Annotated in this window: 15 protein-coding genes; 13 read left to right on the top strand and 2 right to left on the bottom strand. The window is 57.8% G+C overall.

Going from position 1 to position 15,277, the window contains the following annotated elements; translation table 11 throughout:
• Positions 1-28: 28 nt before the first annotated feature.
• On the bottom strand, positions 29-793 hold the full coding sequence (locus tag AC5FXY_RS17375) for an alpha/beta fold hydrolase (RefSeq protein WP_493557978.1): 765 nt from the start codon (positions 791-793) through the stop codon (positions 29-31).
• A gap of 128 nt (positions 794-921) precedes the next feature.
• Here AC5FXY_RS17375 and AC5FXY_RS17370 point away from each other — a divergent pair, with 128 nt between their 5' ends.
• The 8 genes from AC5FXY_RS17370 to AC5FXY_RS17335 all read left to right on the top strand — a co-directional run bounded on the left by AC5FXY_RS17370 (position 922) and on the right by AC5FXY_RS17335 (position 9,575).
• A complete protein-coding gene (locus AC5FXY_RS17370) occupies positions 922-2,757 on the top strand; it encodes a capsule assembly Wzi family protein (RefSeq protein WP_493557977.1) in 1,836 nt (611 codons plus the stop codon).
• Positions 2,758-3,042: 285 nt separating this feature from the next.
• The gene (locus tag AC5FXY_RS17365; RefSeq protein WP_493557976.1) at positions 3,043-4,890 is read left to right on the top strand and encodes an ABC transporter ATP-binding protein; all 1,848 of its coding nucleotides are present in this window, start codon (positions 3,043-3,045) and stop codon (positions 4,888-4,890) included.
• Positions 4,891-5,124: 234 nt separating this feature from the next.
• On the top strand, positions 5,125-5,718 hold the full coding sequence (locus AC5FXY_RS17360) for a hypothetical protein (protein WP_493557975.1): 594 nt from the start codon (positions 5,125-5,127) through the stop codon (positions 5,716-5,718).
• Between the two features lie 9 nt (positions 5,719-5,727).
• Positions 5,728-6,312 (top strand): D-sedoheptulose 7-phosphate isomerase, encoded by a 585-nt coding sequence (lpcA, locus tag AC5FXY_RS17355; RefSeq protein WP_493557974.1) that lies wholly within the window; start codon positions 5,728-5,730, stop codon positions 6,310-6,312.
• Between the two features lie 2 nt (positions 6,313-6,314).
• Positions 6,315-6,617, top strand: a complete 303-nt coding sequence (locus tag AC5FXY_RS17350; RefSeq protein WP_493557973.1) for a hypothetical protein — start codon at positions 6,315-6,317, stop codon at positions 6,615-6,617.
• Between the two features lie 76 nt (positions 6,618-6,693).
• Positions 6,694-8,232, top strand: a complete 1,539-nt coding sequence (locus AC5FXY_RS17345) for a YifB family Mg chelatase-like AAA ATPase (RefSeq protein ID WP_493557972.1) — start codon at positions 6,694-6,696, stop codon at positions 8,230-8,232.
• A 79-nt stretch (positions 8,233-8,311) separates the two neighbouring features.
• Entirely contained in the window at positions 8,312-9,355 is a 1,044-nt protein-coding gene (locus AC5FXY_RS17340) for a quinone-dependent dihydroorotate dehydrogenase (RefSeq protein ID WP_493557971.1), read from the top strand.
• Between the two features lie 10 nt (positions 9,356-9,365).
• Positions 9,366-9,575: a 30S ribosomal protein THX gene (locus AC5FXY_RS17335; RefSeq protein ID WP_493557970.1), complete on the top strand. Its 210-nt coding sequence runs from the start codon at positions 9,366-9,368 to the stop codon at positions 9,573-9,575.
• 88 nt (positions 9,576-9,663) lie between these two features.
• Here AC5FXY_RS17335 and AC5FXY_RS17330 read toward each other — a convergent pair whose 3' ends face one another.
• Positions 9,664-10,773, bottom strand: a complete 1,110-nt coding sequence (locus tag AC5FXY_RS17330; protein WP_493557969.1) for an acyloxyacyl hydrolase — start codon at positions 10,771-10,773, stop codon at positions 9,664-9,666.
• 245 nt (positions 10,774-11,018) lie between these two features.
• Between AC5FXY_RS17330 and AC5FXY_RS17325 the strand changes: the two genes are divergently transcribed.
• The 5 genes from AC5FXY_RS17325 to AC5FXY_RS17305 form a co-directional block, all read left to right on the top strand.
• The gene (locus AC5FXY_RS17325; protein ID WP_493557968.1) at positions 11,019-11,765 is read left to right on the top strand and encodes a porin family protein; all 747 of its coding nucleotides are present in this window, start codon (positions 11,019-11,021) and stop codon (positions 11,763-11,765) included.
• A 188-nt stretch (positions 11,766-11,953) separates the two neighbouring features.
• A complete protein-coding gene (locus AC5FXY_RS17320) occupies positions 11,954-12,655 on the top strand; it encodes a porin family protein (RefSeq protein ID WP_493557967.1) in 702 nt (233 codons plus the stop codon).
• A 182-nt stretch (positions 12,656-12,837) separates the two neighbouring features.
• Entirely contained in the window at positions 12,838-13,503 is a 666-nt protein-coding gene (locus AC5FXY_RS17315; protein WP_493557966.1) for a porin family protein, read from the top strand.
• Positions 13,504-13,612: 109 nt separating this feature from the next.
• Entirely contained in the window at positions 13,613-14,218 is a 606-nt protein-coding gene (locus tag AC5FXY_RS17310; protein ID WP_493557965.1) for a porin family protein, read from the top strand.
• 491 nt (positions 14,219-14,709) lie between these two features.
• The coding region (locus tag AC5FXY_RS17305) for a porin family protein (protein WP_493557964.1) at positions 14,710-15,277 on the top strand (568 nt) is incomplete at its 3' end.

Genomic DNA, 15,277 nt, shown 5'->3' with positions numbered 1-15,277 from the left:
ATACGCACGAATGCCCCGCGCCGCCGTGCTAATCCTGCTCCCGTTCAAACACCCGCCCGGCGAAATCCAGCACGGCCCTGCGCGTAATATCGGGCTGCTCGAAATAGCCGACGTGCCCTACCTCATCCAGAATGAGCACGTGGCTTTCGGTGGGCAAACTAATCTGAGGCAACAGGCTTTCCACCGTCACGGCCACGTCAGCCTTGCCGATGATGAACTGCACCGGGTAGCGCGCCTCGCGCAGCACGTGGGTACGGTCGGGGCGGTTTTTCATGGCCTGCAAGGAGCCGATGATGCTGGCTTCGGGCGTGGCCTTACCGATATCTTCCAGAAAGCACCGCTCGTCGATCAGCGTTTCGCGGTTGGAGGGTGCAAACAGCGGCCGGACGAAGGAATCCATAAACCTTTCCACCCCGTGGCGGCGGATGAAGTCGATGTTCTTGTCGCGGTTGGCTTTCTTTTCTTCCGCATCGGGCAGAGCCGTGGAGTGGAACAGGCACAGCCCGGCCACCATGTTGGGGTAGCGCTCCGCAAAGGCCAGGGCCGCATAGCCCCCCATGCTGTGGCACACCAGCAAGGCCCGTTCCACGTTGCGCTGGCGCAGGTACTCCGCCAGGTATCGGGCCTGAGCTTCCATAGAGAAGTCGCGCACGTCGTGGATATTAGTACCGAAACCGAGCAGATTGGGCGTGATGAGGCGGTATTCGTCGGGAAAGTCACGGGTGAAGCTGGTCCAGATTTCACGGCTTTCGGCGAAGCCGTGCAGCAGCACGATGGTAGGTTGGGCGCTCATGGCAGGGGCAGGTTGCGGAAAACAAATCTAGGAACTGCCCGCGGGTTAGCCTTGCCCCGTACGATTTCCATGCGGAGTTGTAGCTTCGCCGGAGCGGCGTGCGTATGCTAGCGGCCTACCTCAACGATATGAATCAACGCTTCTTTTGGCTCTGGCTGGCGCTATTGCCGGCTGTCCCCACCTTTGCTCAGCAAGTGCCTGACTCCGTTCGGACGCCTGCCCCGCTGCCGCCCGTGGCACAGCCGGGGACTGTAGAAACCACGCCCCCTGTTGCGCCGGCCGCCTCTCGCATCGATGTAACGGAGCAGGAAACGCCGCTGCAGGCCCCCGTATACGTACCCCTCGATCAGGACGTGTACCGCATCATCGACCGCTACACCATTAAGTACGGCATCGATACGCTAGGCGACGTGCATACGTCCACCCGGCCGTTCAACCGCGCCGCCGTGGCGCGCCTGGCTGAGCGGGCGGCCCAGGACACTGCCGCCCTGCCGCAGCCCCTCTCTCGGGCCGACCGCTTCAACCTACGCTACCTTCAGCGCGACAACTGGCCCTACATCACCGACCCGGCCCTGCAAGCGCAGAACGTAGGCCAGCGGCCGCTGCTGAAGCGCTTTTACCGCAATCCGGCCGACCTCTTCACCGTGCAAACACCGGACTTCACGCTCCGCGTGAATCCGGTCATTCACTTTCAAGTTGGTCGCGACACCGACAGCGAAGGGTTGCGCTTCGTGAATACCCGCGGCGTGCAGGTAGAGGGCAGCATCGACAAGCGCCTGGGGTTCTACACCTCCATCGCCGAAACCCAAACAGCCGTCCCGGAATATGTGCAGGTGCGCACCCAGCGTGACAACGCGGTGCCGCACGAGGGCTATTGGAAGTTCTTCAAAAACAAGCAGGATCAGTACGACTTCATTACGGCCCGGGGCTATATCACCTACGCTGCTACCAAGCACATCAACGTGCAGCTGGGCCACGACCGTAACTTCATCGGCAACGGCTACCGCTCGCTGATTCTCTCAGATTTCTCGGCGCCGTACTTTTTCCTGAAGCTGAACACGCGTATCTGGAAGCTGAATTACCAGAACGTCTTTGCGGAGATGACCACGCAGCGGGAAAACCGCGACACCATCTTCCAAAAGAAGTACATGGCGTTGCACCACCTGAGCGTGGACATCACGCCTTCGTTGAATGTGGGCGTGTTCGAGTCGGTAATGTTTGGCCGGGGCAAGGGACGGTTTGAGCTGCAATACCTGAATCCGTTGATTTTCTACCGTGCCGTGGAACAGGCCGTCGGCTCCAACGACAACGCGCTACTTGGTGCTGATTTCAAGTGGAATATCCTGCGCCGCGGTCAGGTGTACGGCCAGCTGGTGCTCGATGAATTCCTGCTCAGCCGCGTGCGCGAAGGCAACGGCTGGTGGGCCAATAAACAAGCTATCCAGCTTGGCGGCAAGTACATTGACGTAGCCGGCCTACGCAATCTGGACCTGCAGGTAGAATTCAATTACATCCGTCCGTTTACGTACCAGCACGTCGATCAGTACCGCAATTACCAGCACTACGGTCAGCCCTTGGCGCACCCGATGGGCGCCAACGTGCGCGAAATCTTTGGCCAGCTGGCGTATCAGCCTTTACCCCGCCTCACCTTAGTCGGCAAGGCTTTTTACGCGGTACAGGGTCTCGACCTTGTTGATCCGCTTAGCAATCCGCCGCGCGTAATCAACTACGGTGGCAATGTGCTGCAGTCCTACAACACCCGCCCGCAGGACTTCGGCTTCAGCGTGGGCAGCGGCCTACGCCACGAGCTGCTCCACGGCGACTTCACCGCCACCTGGCAGGCCCGCCACAACCTGTGGTTCGACGCCAAGCTTATCGTCCGCGACTCCAACCTGTACGGTCGCGCGGCCATCCCATCGGTATCGTTGCGTTGGAACGCAGCTCAGCGTCTACACGAGTTTTAATCGACGTTGTCATGCTTTAGTAGCGATTGAATGGCGTGGAGCCACGACTCCCAAGTCGTGGCTCCATTCTTTTTGGCACAAGACCAATGTTGTTCTGGCATGTGCAGCTCGCCGCTAGCAGTGCCACGGCGCCGGAAAGCCCACTGCATTCTTCGTGTTCCTCGGGTTAGACACATTTAAGGTAAAATGCTGGCCTTTTGCGTCCGCTGCTTAAGCCGACTCGGTTGCTCGCAGCCTCCGGGCTGCCTGCGCACCCGGTAAATGCCGGTTACCTTTGTGGTTCCGATGAAGACTTACCTCCGCATTCTGCGTTTTGCTCGGCCGTACGCCGATTTCCTACCCCAGTACATCCTCTTCACTGTGCTGGGCATCTTTTTCGGTATTGCCAACTTCGGCATGCTGATTCCGCTGCTCAATATCCTGTTCGACACCACCGGCAAGATGCTGGTCGAGGTGCCGGCCACGCCCCCGGCCTTTACGCCCTCTTTGTCATTCGTCACCGACACATTCAAGTACCACTTCCGCGAAGTAGTCGAAACGCAAGGCAAGCTCGGCGCCCTGGCGTGGGTGTGTATGCTGCTGATTGCGTCGGTATTTCTAAGCAATGTCTTCCGCTACCTCGGCTTGCGCCTGCTGGCCAAAGTGCGCGCCCGCGTGATTCGCAACCTGCGCGCCGCTCTCTACCAGCGCGTGACGCAGTTGCAGCTGGGCTACTTTACCTCCTCGCAGAAAGGTGACCTGATGTCGCGCTTTACCAACGACGTGCAGGAAGTAGAAACTTCAGTCGTCAACTCACTCACGGCCGTTATCCGGGAGCCGCTGGCCATCATCAGCTTCTTCGCGGTGCTGTTCTTCATGTCGGTGAAGCTGACCTTGTTTACGCTCATTCTGCTGCCGATTTCGGGCGGGCTGATTGCCGGGATTTCCAAGCGACTGCGCCGGCAGGCCCAGCAAAGTCAAAAGACACTGGGCTCCATGCTGTCGGTGATTGATGAAACGCTGGGCGGCGTGCGCGTTATCAAAGCGTTCAACGCCGAGCCGTACATCCTCGGCAAGTTTCACGACCAGAACGAGCAGTACGCCCGCACCCAGCGCAGCATCGACAATACCCGCGACCTGGCTTCGCCTTTCTCGGAGTTTTCGGGTGTGTCGGTGGTGGCGGCACTGCTCTACTTCGGCGGCACGCTGGTGCTCGGCGGCGAATCCGATCTGACGGCCGCCAACTTTATTACCTACATCGTGCTCTTTTCGCAGGTGCTGGTGCCAGCCAAGGCGCTGTCCTCGGCTTTCAGCAACATTCAGCGCGGCCTGGTAGCCGGGGAGCGGGTACTGTCAATTATCGATACCGAGCCTACCATCCAGGACAAGCCTGGCGCCCGGGTACTACCCCCGTTTGCAGGTGAGGTGGAGTTCCGTGATGTATCCTTTGGCTACGGCGAACGAACGGTATTGCAAGACATCAACTTGCGTATTCGCAAGGGCAAAACCATTGCCTTGGTGGGTCCCTCCGGTGGCGGCAAAAGCACCCTGGCTGACCTCGTGCCGCGCTTTTACGACCCCACCGCTGGCCAGATCCTCATCGATGGCGTGGACCTGCGCGACTGTACGCTGCATTCCGTACGCGACCAGATGGGCATTGTCACGCAGGAAAGCATTCTGTTCAACGACACCATTTTCAACAACATCCGCTTCAACAAGCAGGACGCCACGGAGCAGGAGGTAATCGAGGCCGCCAAAATTGCCAATGCCCACGAGTTCATCGTAGCGTCGCCCGAGGGCTACAATACCGTCATTGGGGACCGGGGCACGCGCCTTTCAGGCGGGCAGCGCCAGCGCCTGAGCATCGCCCGTGCCATCCTGCGCAACCCGCCCATCCTCATCCTCGACGAAGCCACCTCTGCCCTCGATACCGAAAGCGAAAAGCTGGTCCAGGAAGCGCTGACGCGCCTGATGGAGAACCGGACCTCCATCGTCATTGCCCACCGTCTCAGCACCGTGCAGCACGCCGATGAAATTGTGGTGCTGCAGCAGGGCCGCATTGTGGAGCGCGGCACCCACGATGAGCTGCTGAACCAGCCAAATGGCCTCTACGCCCGCCTAAGTCGCATGCAAGGCAACCCGGCACTAGCGTAGTTAGTGCGCATCCCGGCAGTCGTGCGAAGCCCAATGGTACTGCACGGGCTCCGTCAAGCCATCATTTTGGACTGTTCCGCCAAGTGACACCGGCAGCTCCGCAGGCGGCCACCAGCCTTGCAGCGCTACACCAAGCCCTACTAGGCGCCACTTCTTCGGGCCACCATGCGTAAAGGGATATATTTCCGCGGCGTAACCATTCGGGCGACGCCTCTCCCCTAACCCTCCTTCGCCATGTTAGCCCTCCGTCGAATAGTCACTGTGCTGGTGATGATTTACTTGCTGCTCACCATACTCTTTGTGGTGACCGGCGGCGCCCGCGACGCCATGATGAGCATGTTTAACAGCAGCCCCGCTGATTTCTGGTTTACGTGGTCGTTGATCGGCGCCGGCTTGCTCCTGCTTCAGCTGCTTACCGAAAACGCTTATACCGTGGCCCTACGTCGCGACGCCTCCCGTTACGAAGGCAAAATCAATGAGCTGAAAGCCAAGCTCTACGACTACCAAATGGATCAGCGCGACCGGGATGCCCGCATCGGCGGTACCACCGTGCCACGCCCCGAACCCATGGTGGCTACCACCGCCCCTGTGGTGCCCCAACCCGCTCCCAATACCATTGCCCGCACTACCGCTACGCGCCCGCCCGTGGTAGCCGATGCCGACCCGGCTTACTCCACCGCTCCTCCCCGACCCATGGCCGATGAAGATGCGCCGCGCACGGCCGTGCCGCCACCCTCCGCGGCCGACTTGCCGCCCAGCGCCATTCCGCCCACGGTAGTACACCCCAACACGCCCCAGCAGTACCCGAACGACCGGCCGGCCGTGTAACTTTGCCGCGTGGCAGATACCCTCACCGACCTCATCCGGGCCGAACTCACGGAAGCCCGCACCGTTCTCGACCGTTTTCTGGCCGAGCCCCAAAACCTTGCCCGCATCGAGCAGGCCGCCCGCCTCATGGCTGATAGCCTCCGGGGCGGCGGCAAGCTCCTGAGCTGCGGCAACGGCGGCTCTTTGTGCGACGCCCAGCACTTCGCCGAAGAACTCTCGGGCCGCTACCGCCAGGACCGCCCAGCCCTGGCTGCCATTGCCCTCACCGAAGCCTCGCACATGAGCTGCGTAGCCAATGACTACGGCTACGAGTACGTGTTCAGCCGCTACGTGCAGGCCCTCGGCCGTCCCGGCGACGTGCTGCTGGCCATAAGCACCAGCGGCCACTCGCCCAACGTATTACGCGCCGCCGAAGCTGCCAAAGCCGCCGGCATGACCGTAGTAGCCCTCACCGGCAAAGACGGCGGCCCGCTAGCTGGCCTGGCCGATGTGGAAATTCGCGCCCCGCATTCCGGCTACGCCGACCGCATTCAGGAAATTCACATAAAGGTGATTCACACGTTGATCCTGCTGATTGAGCAGCTGACGAAGTAGTCATGCACAAGCTTGATTTTCTTTATCAACAAGCTGTTGACGAACAGGCTCAAGCTTTGCTAGCTACAGGAAGCGCTGCTATCAGGCAGCTTCCTGACTATGGCAACTTCAGTGTGCTCATTGCAGGGCAAGAGGTTCGTGGTGGCTGGTGGCGTAATATTTTTCATGAAGAGCGGCACATAGTCTTTGAATTGACTCGCAGTCTGCGGTTTTTCTTCTACCGCAAATACCTGAGTGGAGTGGGACTGCATGCTGATAGTTCACCCTTCTTATTATCGGATGAAGAGTTAGGCGAATACGACTAATACCACGCATAATCCCTACAACTGCGCGGCCCCAAAGCGTTATCTTCGCCGACGAATTCCGCAGTTTATTATCCTGATGGTTACCAAAACCTACGGCTCCGCCGTGCAGGGCGTCAACGCCTACACTATTACGATTGAAGTAGTTGTATCTCAGGGCATGAACTTTTACGTTGTCGGGCTGCCCGACAATGCCATTAAGGAAAGTCAGCAGCGCATTGAGGCTGCCATGCGCATGCGGGGTTACAATATGCCGCGCACCAAGGTGGTGGTAAACATGGCCCCAGCCGACATCCGCAAGGAGGGCTCGGCCTACGATCTGCCCATCGCGCTGGGCATTCTGCACGCCTCGCAGCAGATGAATGGCGACAAGCTCAGCGACTACATCATCATGGGCGAGTTGGCGCTGGATGGCGAGCTGCGGCCCATCAAAGGCGTCCTGCCAATCGCCATTCAGGCCCGCAAGGAAGGTTTCAAGGGCATTGTGCTACCGAAGCAGAACGCCACCGAAGCTGCCATCGTCAACAACCTTGACGTGATTCCCGTCGGGACCATGCAGGAGGCCATCGACTTTTTCGAGGGCCGTACCGTCATCGAGCCGCTGAAGGTGGATACGCGCGACGTCTTTCAGCACTCCGCCAACCAGTACGCCGCCGACTTTGCCGACGTGCAGGGCCAGGAAAATATCAAACGCGCCTTGGAAATAGCTGCGGCCGGTGGGCACAATGTCATCATGATCGGACCGCCCGGCGCCGGCAAAACCATGTTGGCCAAGCGCCTGCCCAGCATCCTGCCGCCGCTGAGCATGCACGAGGCGCTGGAAACCACCAAAATCCACTCGGTAGCTGGCAAGCTCGGCGTCAACTCCTCCCTGCTGAACACCCGGCCTTTCCGCTCCCCGCACCACACCATTTCGGACGTGGCGCTGGTGGGTGGTGGTGGCAACCCGCAGCCCGGCGAAATCTCGCTGGCCCACAATGGTGTGCTATTTCTCGACGAGCTGCCCGAGTTTAAGCGTACTGTGCTGGAAGTCATGCGCCAGCCACTGGAGGAGCGCCGCGTGACTATTTCGCGGGCCAAAGTCAGCATTGATTTTCCGGCCAACTTTATGCTCATAGCTAGTATGAACCCGTGCCCGTGCGGCTACTATAATCACCCCGAAAAGGACTGCGTGTGCGGCCCCGGCATCGTGCAGCGCTACCTGAACAAGGTCAGCGGGCCTTTGCTCGACCGCATTGATCTGCATGTGGAAGTGACGCCGGTTACCTTCGATCAGATGACCGAAACGCGCCGCGCCGAAAGCAGTGCTAATATTCAGGAGCGCGTGGACAAGGCCCGGCAAGTGCAAGCCGAGCGCTTTAAAGACTTCCCCGACATCCACTCCAACGCCATGATGCCCTCGCAGATGGTGAAGGACATCTGCCAAATTAACCCGGCCGGGCGCACCTTGCTCAAAACGGCGATGGAGCGCCTTGGTCTTTCGGCACGCGCCTACGACCGCATTCTGAAAGTGTCGCGCACCATCGCTGATCTGGCGGGCACCGAGGAAATTCGCATCGAACACCTGGCCGAGGCCATTCAGTACCGCAGCCTCGACCGCGAAGGCTGGGCGGGGTAATTTAGAGGTTGTCAGTTGTTGGCTGGCAGCTGTCGGCTAACCACCGACGACTGGTAGTCAAGCACTGATAACACCCACTATGTACCAACATCTTCTGCGTCCGCTGCTGTTTCAGCTTACGCCCGAACAGGCCCACCACTTCACCTTTGGGGCGCTGGGCGTAGCGGGTAAAGTACCATTGGTCAAGGACCTGCTGAACATCCGTTTCAGCTACGAGCATCCCAATCTGGAGCGGGAGGTGTTTGGCTTGAAATTCAAGAACCCTATCGGGCTGGCGGCGGGGTTTGATAAAGATGCTTTGCGGGTAGATGAACTAGCCGCCCTGGGGTTTGGGCACGTGGAAATAGGCACCGTTACGCCACTGCCGCAGCCTGGCAACGCCGCGCCGCGCCTGTTTCGCTTGCCCACCGATCAGGCCCTGATCAACCGCATGGGCTTCAACAACGGCGGTGCCGCCGCGGCCGCGGCGCGCCTGCGCAAGCGCCAGACGGATATTATCATCGGCGGCAACATCGGCAAGAACAAAGACACGCCCAACGAGCAAGCGGCCGCCGATTACGTGGCCTGCGTGCAGGCCCTGCACGACACGGTGGACTACTTCGTGGTGAACGTATCGTCGCCGAATACGCCGGGGCTGCGGCAGCTGCAGGAGCGTGAGCCATTGCTGGCCCTGTTGCGGGCCGTGCAACGCGCTAATCACGCCCAGCGCACGGCCCGGCCGCTGTTGCTCAAAATAGCGCCCGACCTGACGGACGAGCAGTTGGATGACATCATCGTCATTGTCAAAGAAGCAGGCTTGAGCGGCGTGGTGGCCACCAATACGACTATCGCACGCGGCGGGCTCCGTACACCAGCTCCGGAAGTGGAGCACATGGGTGCGGGCGGGCTGAGCGGGACTCCGCTGCGGGCGCGGGCTACGGAGGTTATCCGCTACCTGCATCGGCACTCAGCCGGCGCATTTCCCATCGTCGGGGTGGGCGGCATATTTACGCCCGAAGATGCGCAGGAGAAGCTGGCGGCCGGCGCCTCGCTGGTGCAGCTCTACACAGGCTTCATTTACGAGGGCCCGGCCGTGGTGGAACGCATGTGCCGCCAACTAGCCCAGACGGTACGCGTACAGTAGGTTGAATTGAATGCTCGAAGCGACTAATTTGGTCGTCGGCACTTTTCATTCATCCCTAAACGATTACTTCACTATGGGTAAAGGAGACAAGAAGTCCCGCAAAGGCAAATTATCGGCTGGTACTTTCGGCAAGAAACGGCCGCACAAGCAGAAGAAAGCAACTGGCGCTACTGCCCAGACCGCTACTGCTCCAAAACCAGCGGCCGCACCAACCGAATAGCAGCCCGACTTATTCCGGTAGCGTGACTACCAACGGCAACGCCGCCCCAAATTGGGGCGGCGTTGCCGTTGGTAGATCATCCGAAGAATTACAGCTTCACCCCTACCCGCCACTCGATTACGTCGGCCGAACCGCGGTGCACTTTCAGATCGAGCGAGCCGAACAGGCGCTCGGTGAAGTGGTATTTCAGAGCCAGTCGCTCGTAATAGAAGTTGTTGGACTTGTACGGATTGTAGAGGTAGAAGCCCAGGTGCGCCCCGAAAGCCAGTCGACCAAACAGCAGTTCGTGCCCGAAAAAGATACCGGCTTTCTTCACATCCGGTAGGTTGTCGGTATTGCGGGCCGTGTCGCGCTGCTCGGCCAGTAGCGACCGATCGTAGAAGCCCTCCAGCCCCACCACCAGGTTGCTTTTGCGGTTGACGCGTCGGCCGCCCATCACCGTTACTGAGTTCACCCAGTACCGCTGCCGGTCCGATTCGTTGCGCTCCTTGAAGCCGACACTGGTGCTCAGGTTAAGGAAGTTCTTGCCGATGTCCGTGGGCTCGTCGTCAGGGTTCGGTAGCAACGGTTTTAGCTGGCGCTGCTGGTGGTAATTTAGCCCGAGCACCAGCGTAGGGATATTCACCCCCAGGTTGGGCTTGGCCGTGGCCCCGTTGGAATAGTGATTCAGCGCTACAGCCATTAGCAGGCCGAGCTTGGGCGTAATGGCCACATCGTACTCAGCACGCATTTGCAGCGTGGCGTTCAGGCGCGAGCTAACGAAAGTGTTCTTGTGGTTTGTGTCGTAGTCAAAAGGCTTCGGAAAGTAGCCCAAGCCGGTACCCAATCGAAAGTTCAGCTCCTGTCGCTCGGTGCGCCAAATGGCTTTATTCATGTACAGCGAGGCAGCGTAAGACTGCGCCAGCTGCGGGTTGTGGTAATCATAATACACCAAGGCCAGGCCCACTTTGGGGTAGCGGTACCAAGCATGCCACGGCGCGCGGCCAGTCAGCTGGCGCTGTACATTTAGCTCAAAGCCTGTGGGGTGGGCCGTGACCAGGTGTTTTACCCGCGGCGAGTGCGCGATGATAAAGCCTCCTTGCCCATATGCCCCGAATACCAACGGCCCCCGATCGGCTGCCGGCAACTGCGCCTGCACCACAGCCGCGTTCCCGAGCATGATCAGGCACACAAGAAAGGCTCGAAAAGTTATGACCATAAGCAGGGCGGCACGTACCAACACAAAAGTAGGCCTCCTAGCTATACAAGGCACTAAACAGGCACAAACCAGTCTTTCTTATCCAGTTACAGCAAAATTATATATGGAAATAATATTAATAAATGATTTAACCGCAACATTCATGAAGGCTTCAGACGTAATAGGCCCTGAACTTGCACGTGTAGCTACCACAAATGCCGAGCTAACGGAATAGTGCCACCCAACATCCAGACAATATCCTGACCATGAAAAAGTTTGCAGCCCTCGCTATTACTACTCTTGCTACCGTTTCGCTGGCCCACGCTCAAGACCCCGGCGGTTTCCGCATCGGCTTGAAGGCCGGCGCAACTTACTCAAACATTTCCGGCGACAATGTTCAGCAAATTACGGGAGCCAACTACGAAACTAGCCTCGGCAAATACAAGTTCGGCTATAATGCTGGCTTAGCCTTCCAAATTCCGATAAGCGACGATGGATTCTTCTCTATCCAGCCCGAACTGCTGTACAACCGCAAAGGCTACCAGATCGAAACGGACCAGAAGACCGGCCTGCCCGCTGGCGTATCGAAATACGAGCAGGAGCAGTCACGCGTACTGCACTACCTCGACGTACCGCTGCTAGCCAAAATCAACGCTGGTGGTCTGTTCTTCGAACTCGGTCCGCAGGTGAGCTACTTGTTCGGCTCGAAGAATAAGTCGCAAACGACCACCAAATACACTAATGGTGATAAAGACAAGGTGGAAGACAACAGCGGCTTCCTCGACTATACTGGCGTAACCCGCGACGATGCATACAAGTCGGACCTTGCACAGTTTGACATCAGTGGCGTGGCTGGTCTGGGCTTCCAGGCAGAAAGCGGCTTGAGCTTGGGCCTGCGCTACGCCCGTGGTTTCAACTCGCTGATCGACACCAAGAACACTGACAACGAACCAAAGGCCTTTAATAACGCTTTCACGCTGCAAGTAGGCTACATGCTGCCCGTAGGGCGCTAGTCAATCTTTGGCCGACCCACTTTGATGGGCCGCTCCTACCGGGAGCGGCCCATTTTTTTCCTCAGAGGCTCTGGCATTTACAGACCTAACGGCATAGTGCTGGAAACCTCAAAACCCAATTGGCACGTTTATGGCCCCCAACTGATCATCGCAGTTGCTTTTTCCACCTTAGAAGCTGCCTTTTTACCATGAAAAAAGTTGTTTTCGCCCTTTCGGCACTTGCTCTTACTGCCGCTGCTGCTCCCGCCGCCCAAGCGCAGGTACGCCTAGGTCTTCGGGCCGGTGCCAACTACTCCAACCTCGCTGGTAACATCCAGAACGAGAATACTTACAACAACAAGATCGGCTTTATGGGCGGCGTAGTCCTGAACGCTGACCTAAGCGGCGACGGATTCCTATCCATTCAGCCTGAAGTACTTTACTCACAAAAGGGTTTCGAAAACAAACCCACGGAGTATTCCCGCACGCTGCCCGTAATCGGCACTACTACTGAGCGCCGCGAGGGCAAGGTCAACTACAACTACTTGGATGTGCCCCTGTTGCTAAAAATCAATGCTGATGGGCTGATTTTTGAGGCCGGGCCCCAGTTCTCGTATTTGCTCAGCTCCAGCAACGAAACCAAGTACACGCGCATCAACCCCAACGGCAGCACCTCCACCAGCGAAGCCGATAACAAGAACGACGTGAGCGGCCTGAAACGGAGCGAGTTGGGCTACGTGGCCGGCGTGGGCTACCAAACCGATAGTGGCTTGGGCATTGGCCTGCGCTACCTCGGGGCCTTCAGCGACTTTGTGAAGCCAGAAAATCAAAACTACTTCAATGGCGACCTGAAAAACGCTCGTCACTCAGCCTTTCAGCTCTCATTGAGCTACCTGATTGCCGGCAAATAACCGCCTCTTATTTCTGAGCTATGAAACGCGCCCGGTTCCTGAAAAGGAGCCGGGTGTTTTTGTTAACACATTTTTAATGTCATGATTTTCAATGATATAACAGCAAAACATAAAATTTCACGTATGCTTTCATTGGCTACTGAACTGCAGCCCTGATCGTCGGACACCAAATCCTTACTGCTATGAAACAACTCTTCTTTGCCTTGGCGCTACTGCTTACCGTGCTAGCTGCGCCTGCTGCCCACGCCCAGGGTATCCGTATCGGTGTGAAAGCCGGCGCCAACTACTCCAACCTGGCCGGCGATGTGATCAACGAAGATCAGTACGAGAGCAAGTTAGGCCTGCACGCAGGCCTGATGCTGAACGTAAGCCTCATCAGCGACGGGTTTCTGTCCCTGCAGCCCGAAATTCTGTTTTCCCAGAAAGGCTTTAAGTACGCCGACCGCGAAATCACCATCGGCACCGACCGGTTCCGCTACACCGGTAAGGTTACTTACAATTACCTCGATATTCCGGTGCTGGCCAAAATCAAAGCGGGCGGCCTGTTCTTTGAATTGGGCCCGCAGTTCGGCTACCTGCTCAGCGCCAGCGACGATATCAGCGTAACGCGTAACGGCCAGCCCGACGCTTCGTCACAGAATTACTCCAACCTCGATAATGTGAAGCGCAGCGAGATAGGCTATGCGGCCGGAGTTGGCTTTCAGGCCAAGAGCGGCCCCATGATAGGGCTACGCTACAACGGCGCCTTCACGGACTATGCCAAGAGCGGCTACCAGGGCGACCAGTTCCGCAACGCCCGCAACTCGGTATTTATGCTCTCGGCCGGCTTTATGCTGGGTGGCCGCTAATTTCTAGCAATTCATCGGACCAATAAGGCGCCGTAATCGGGGTGGCCGCCTACCGGCGCCCCGATTACGGCGCCGGTATTACCTTCGCCCGGTACCTTCACCAGTCGCTATGAAGAAACTGATGTATGCCGCGCTATTGGGCTTGGGCGCCACGGCCGCCCACGGCCAAAGCCTGCGCGTAGGATTGAAAGCGGGCGTAAACCTGGCCAACTTCGCAGGCAAGGACGTGGATGAATCGAAGCTGCGCGTAGGCCCCAATGCCGGTTTGGCTTTGGAATTAGGCCTGTCCGATATGTTTGCCCTGCAGCCCGAGCTGTTGTACTCCTTGAAAGGCTCGCGCGTGGAAGTCCAGCAGCTAAATACTACCTACACGACTACGCTTCACTACCTGGACATTCCGATTCTACTGAAGCTCAAGGCCGATGGGCCTTTTTTCGAGATAGGCCCACAGGTTGGGGTGCTGCTTGGTGCCAAGCAGGAGGTAGTAACAGGCCCCACAACTGTTACCACCAAAGGCAAGGACCGCTACAATTCGTCTGACCTAGGTGCTGTGGTGGGAGTGGGCTACCAGTTTGGCGCCGGCAGCATAGGAGTTCGTTACAACCCCGGCTTCCGCAGCTTGCGCAACCCTGATTACAACGGTGCACTCCCACTGCGGGAACGGACCTACAACTCCACTTTCATGTTCCAGCTCGGCTTTTTCCTCAACGATTAAGCATTTATCAATTTAGTAGAGTTTAAGTCCGGCACACGCTACGTGGCCGGGCTTTTCATTTTTAGTACCATGGTTAAGCTCGTCTGTTTCTCAACCGGTAATTACTTCTTATCATCTACTATTTGCCGCACTGCTGATCCAGGCAAATCCATTCGATAGCTTAAATGGCCACTTGCTCTCTGCTTGTTAGGAATCTTCTGATGTGGCGGAGCAAGTATACCTGCGCATCAGCGTAGTGCAGTTTTCGCTCGGCTACCGTATCTATAGCTTCGCAGGCTTGAGCAACCTAAATCCGTTTTCGCCGCAAGACCAAGATTCCCATAATTACACTAACCTTCTGGAGCGAACATAGAAGGCCTATCACCCATCTATGAGGGTCCGCTTATCAGCCTCTTAACATGGGTTTGTTACTGGCCTTCTGCGCTTGAGTCCTGGCTTCATCTGACGTTAGGCCTCAGCCAGGGTATTTCTTCCCCACCTTTGACACTTTTATGAAAAAACACTTACTCCTGCTGGGCCTCGCCATGTTCGTAGGGGTAGCAGCACAAGCTCAAGTACAGTTAGGCGTGAAGGCCGGAGTTGGACTCGCCACTTACGCTGGCACCCACCTAGCCGGAACCAAGAGTATCGTGACGCCCCACGGCGGCCTCACGCTCAACGCGGCCATTACTTCGGATGGGTTCTTCTCGGTGCAGCCTGAGCTGCTGTACTCGCAGAAGGGCGTGCGAGTAGTAGACGACTACACCACACGCCTGCACTACGTTGATTTGCCCGTGCTGGCGCGCATCAATGCCGACGGGTTCGTCTTTGAAGCAGGTCCGCAGTTGGGGTACCTGGCTGGGGCTCACGGCACGCGAAACAGTTCGTTGTACGGCAAGGATTCCTTTTCTGGCACAGCAGGCTTTCGCAGGCTAGAAGTCGGGTACGTGGCCGGCTTAGGCTACCAGGCAAGCAGTGGCCCCAGCATAGGGCTGCGCTACAATGGCTCCATTACAGGTGTTCCCGATGGCTATTCCAACCCACGAAATTCTGTATTCCAGCTGTTTATAGGCTACTTAT

This window comes from Hymenobacter sp. FMD4, from assembly GCF_058932745.1.
This window is presented reverse-complemented; position numbering and strand designations above follow the sequence as displayed.

What these genes read in the sequence shown, in the direction of transcription:
- AC5FXY_RS17375 (WP_493557978.1), bottom strand. Translation starts at nt 793, where the DNA reads ATGAGCGCCCAACCTACCATCGTGCTGCTGCACGGCTTCGCCGAAAGC.
- AC5FXY_RS17370 (WP_493557977.1), top strand. Translation starts at nt 922, where the DNA reads ATGAATCAACGCTTCTTTTGGCTCTGGCTGGCGCTATTGCCGGCTGTC.
- AC5FXY_RS17365 (WP_493557976.1), top strand. Translation starts at nt 3,043, where the DNA reads ATGAAGACTTACCTCCGCATTCTGCGTTTTGCTCGGCCGTACGCCGAT.
- AC5FXY_RS17360 (WP_493557975.1), top strand. Translation starts at nt 5,125, where the DNA reads ATGTTAGCCCTCCGTCGAATAGTCACTGTGCTGGTGATGATTTACTTG.
- AC5FXY_RS17350 (WP_493557973.1), top strand. Translation starts at nt 6,315, where the DNA reads ATGCACAAGCTTGATTTTCTTTATCAACAAGCTGTTGACGAACAGGCT.
- AC5FXY_RS17345 (WP_493557972.1), top strand. Translation starts at nt 6,694, where the DNA reads ATGGTTACCAAAACCTACGGCTCCGCCGTGCAGGGCGTCAACGCCTAC.
- AC5FXY_RS17340 (WP_493557971.1), top strand. Translation starts at nt 8,312, where the DNA reads ATGTACCAACATCTTCTGCGTCCGCTGCTGTTTCAGCTTACGCCCGAA.
- AC5FXY_RS17335 (WP_493557970.1), top strand. Translation starts at nt 9,366, where the DNA reads ATGCTCGAAGCGACTAATTTGGTCGTCGGCACTTTTCATTCATCCCTA.
- AC5FXY_RS17330 (WP_493557969.1), bottom strand. Translation starts at nt 10,773, where the DNA reads ATGGTCATAACTTTTCGAGCCTTTCTTGTGTGCCTGATCATGCTCGGG.
- AC5FXY_RS17325 (WP_493557968.1), top strand. Translation starts at nt 11,019, where the DNA reads ATGAAAAAGTTTGCAGCCCTCGCTATTACTACTCTTGCTACCGTTTCG.
- AC5FXY_RS17320 (WP_493557967.1), top strand. Translation starts at nt 11,954, where the DNA reads ATGAAAAAAGTTGTTTTCGCCCTTTCGGCACTTGCTCTTACTGCCGCT.
- AC5FXY_RS17315 (WP_493557966.1), top strand. Translation starts at nt 12,838, where the DNA reads ATGAAACAACTCTTCTTTGCCTTGGCGCTACTGCTTACCGTGCTAGCT.
- AC5FXY_RS17310 (WP_493557965.1), top strand. Translation starts at nt 13,613, where the DNA reads ATGAAGAAACTGATGTATGCCGCGCTATTGGGCTTGGGCGCCACGGCC.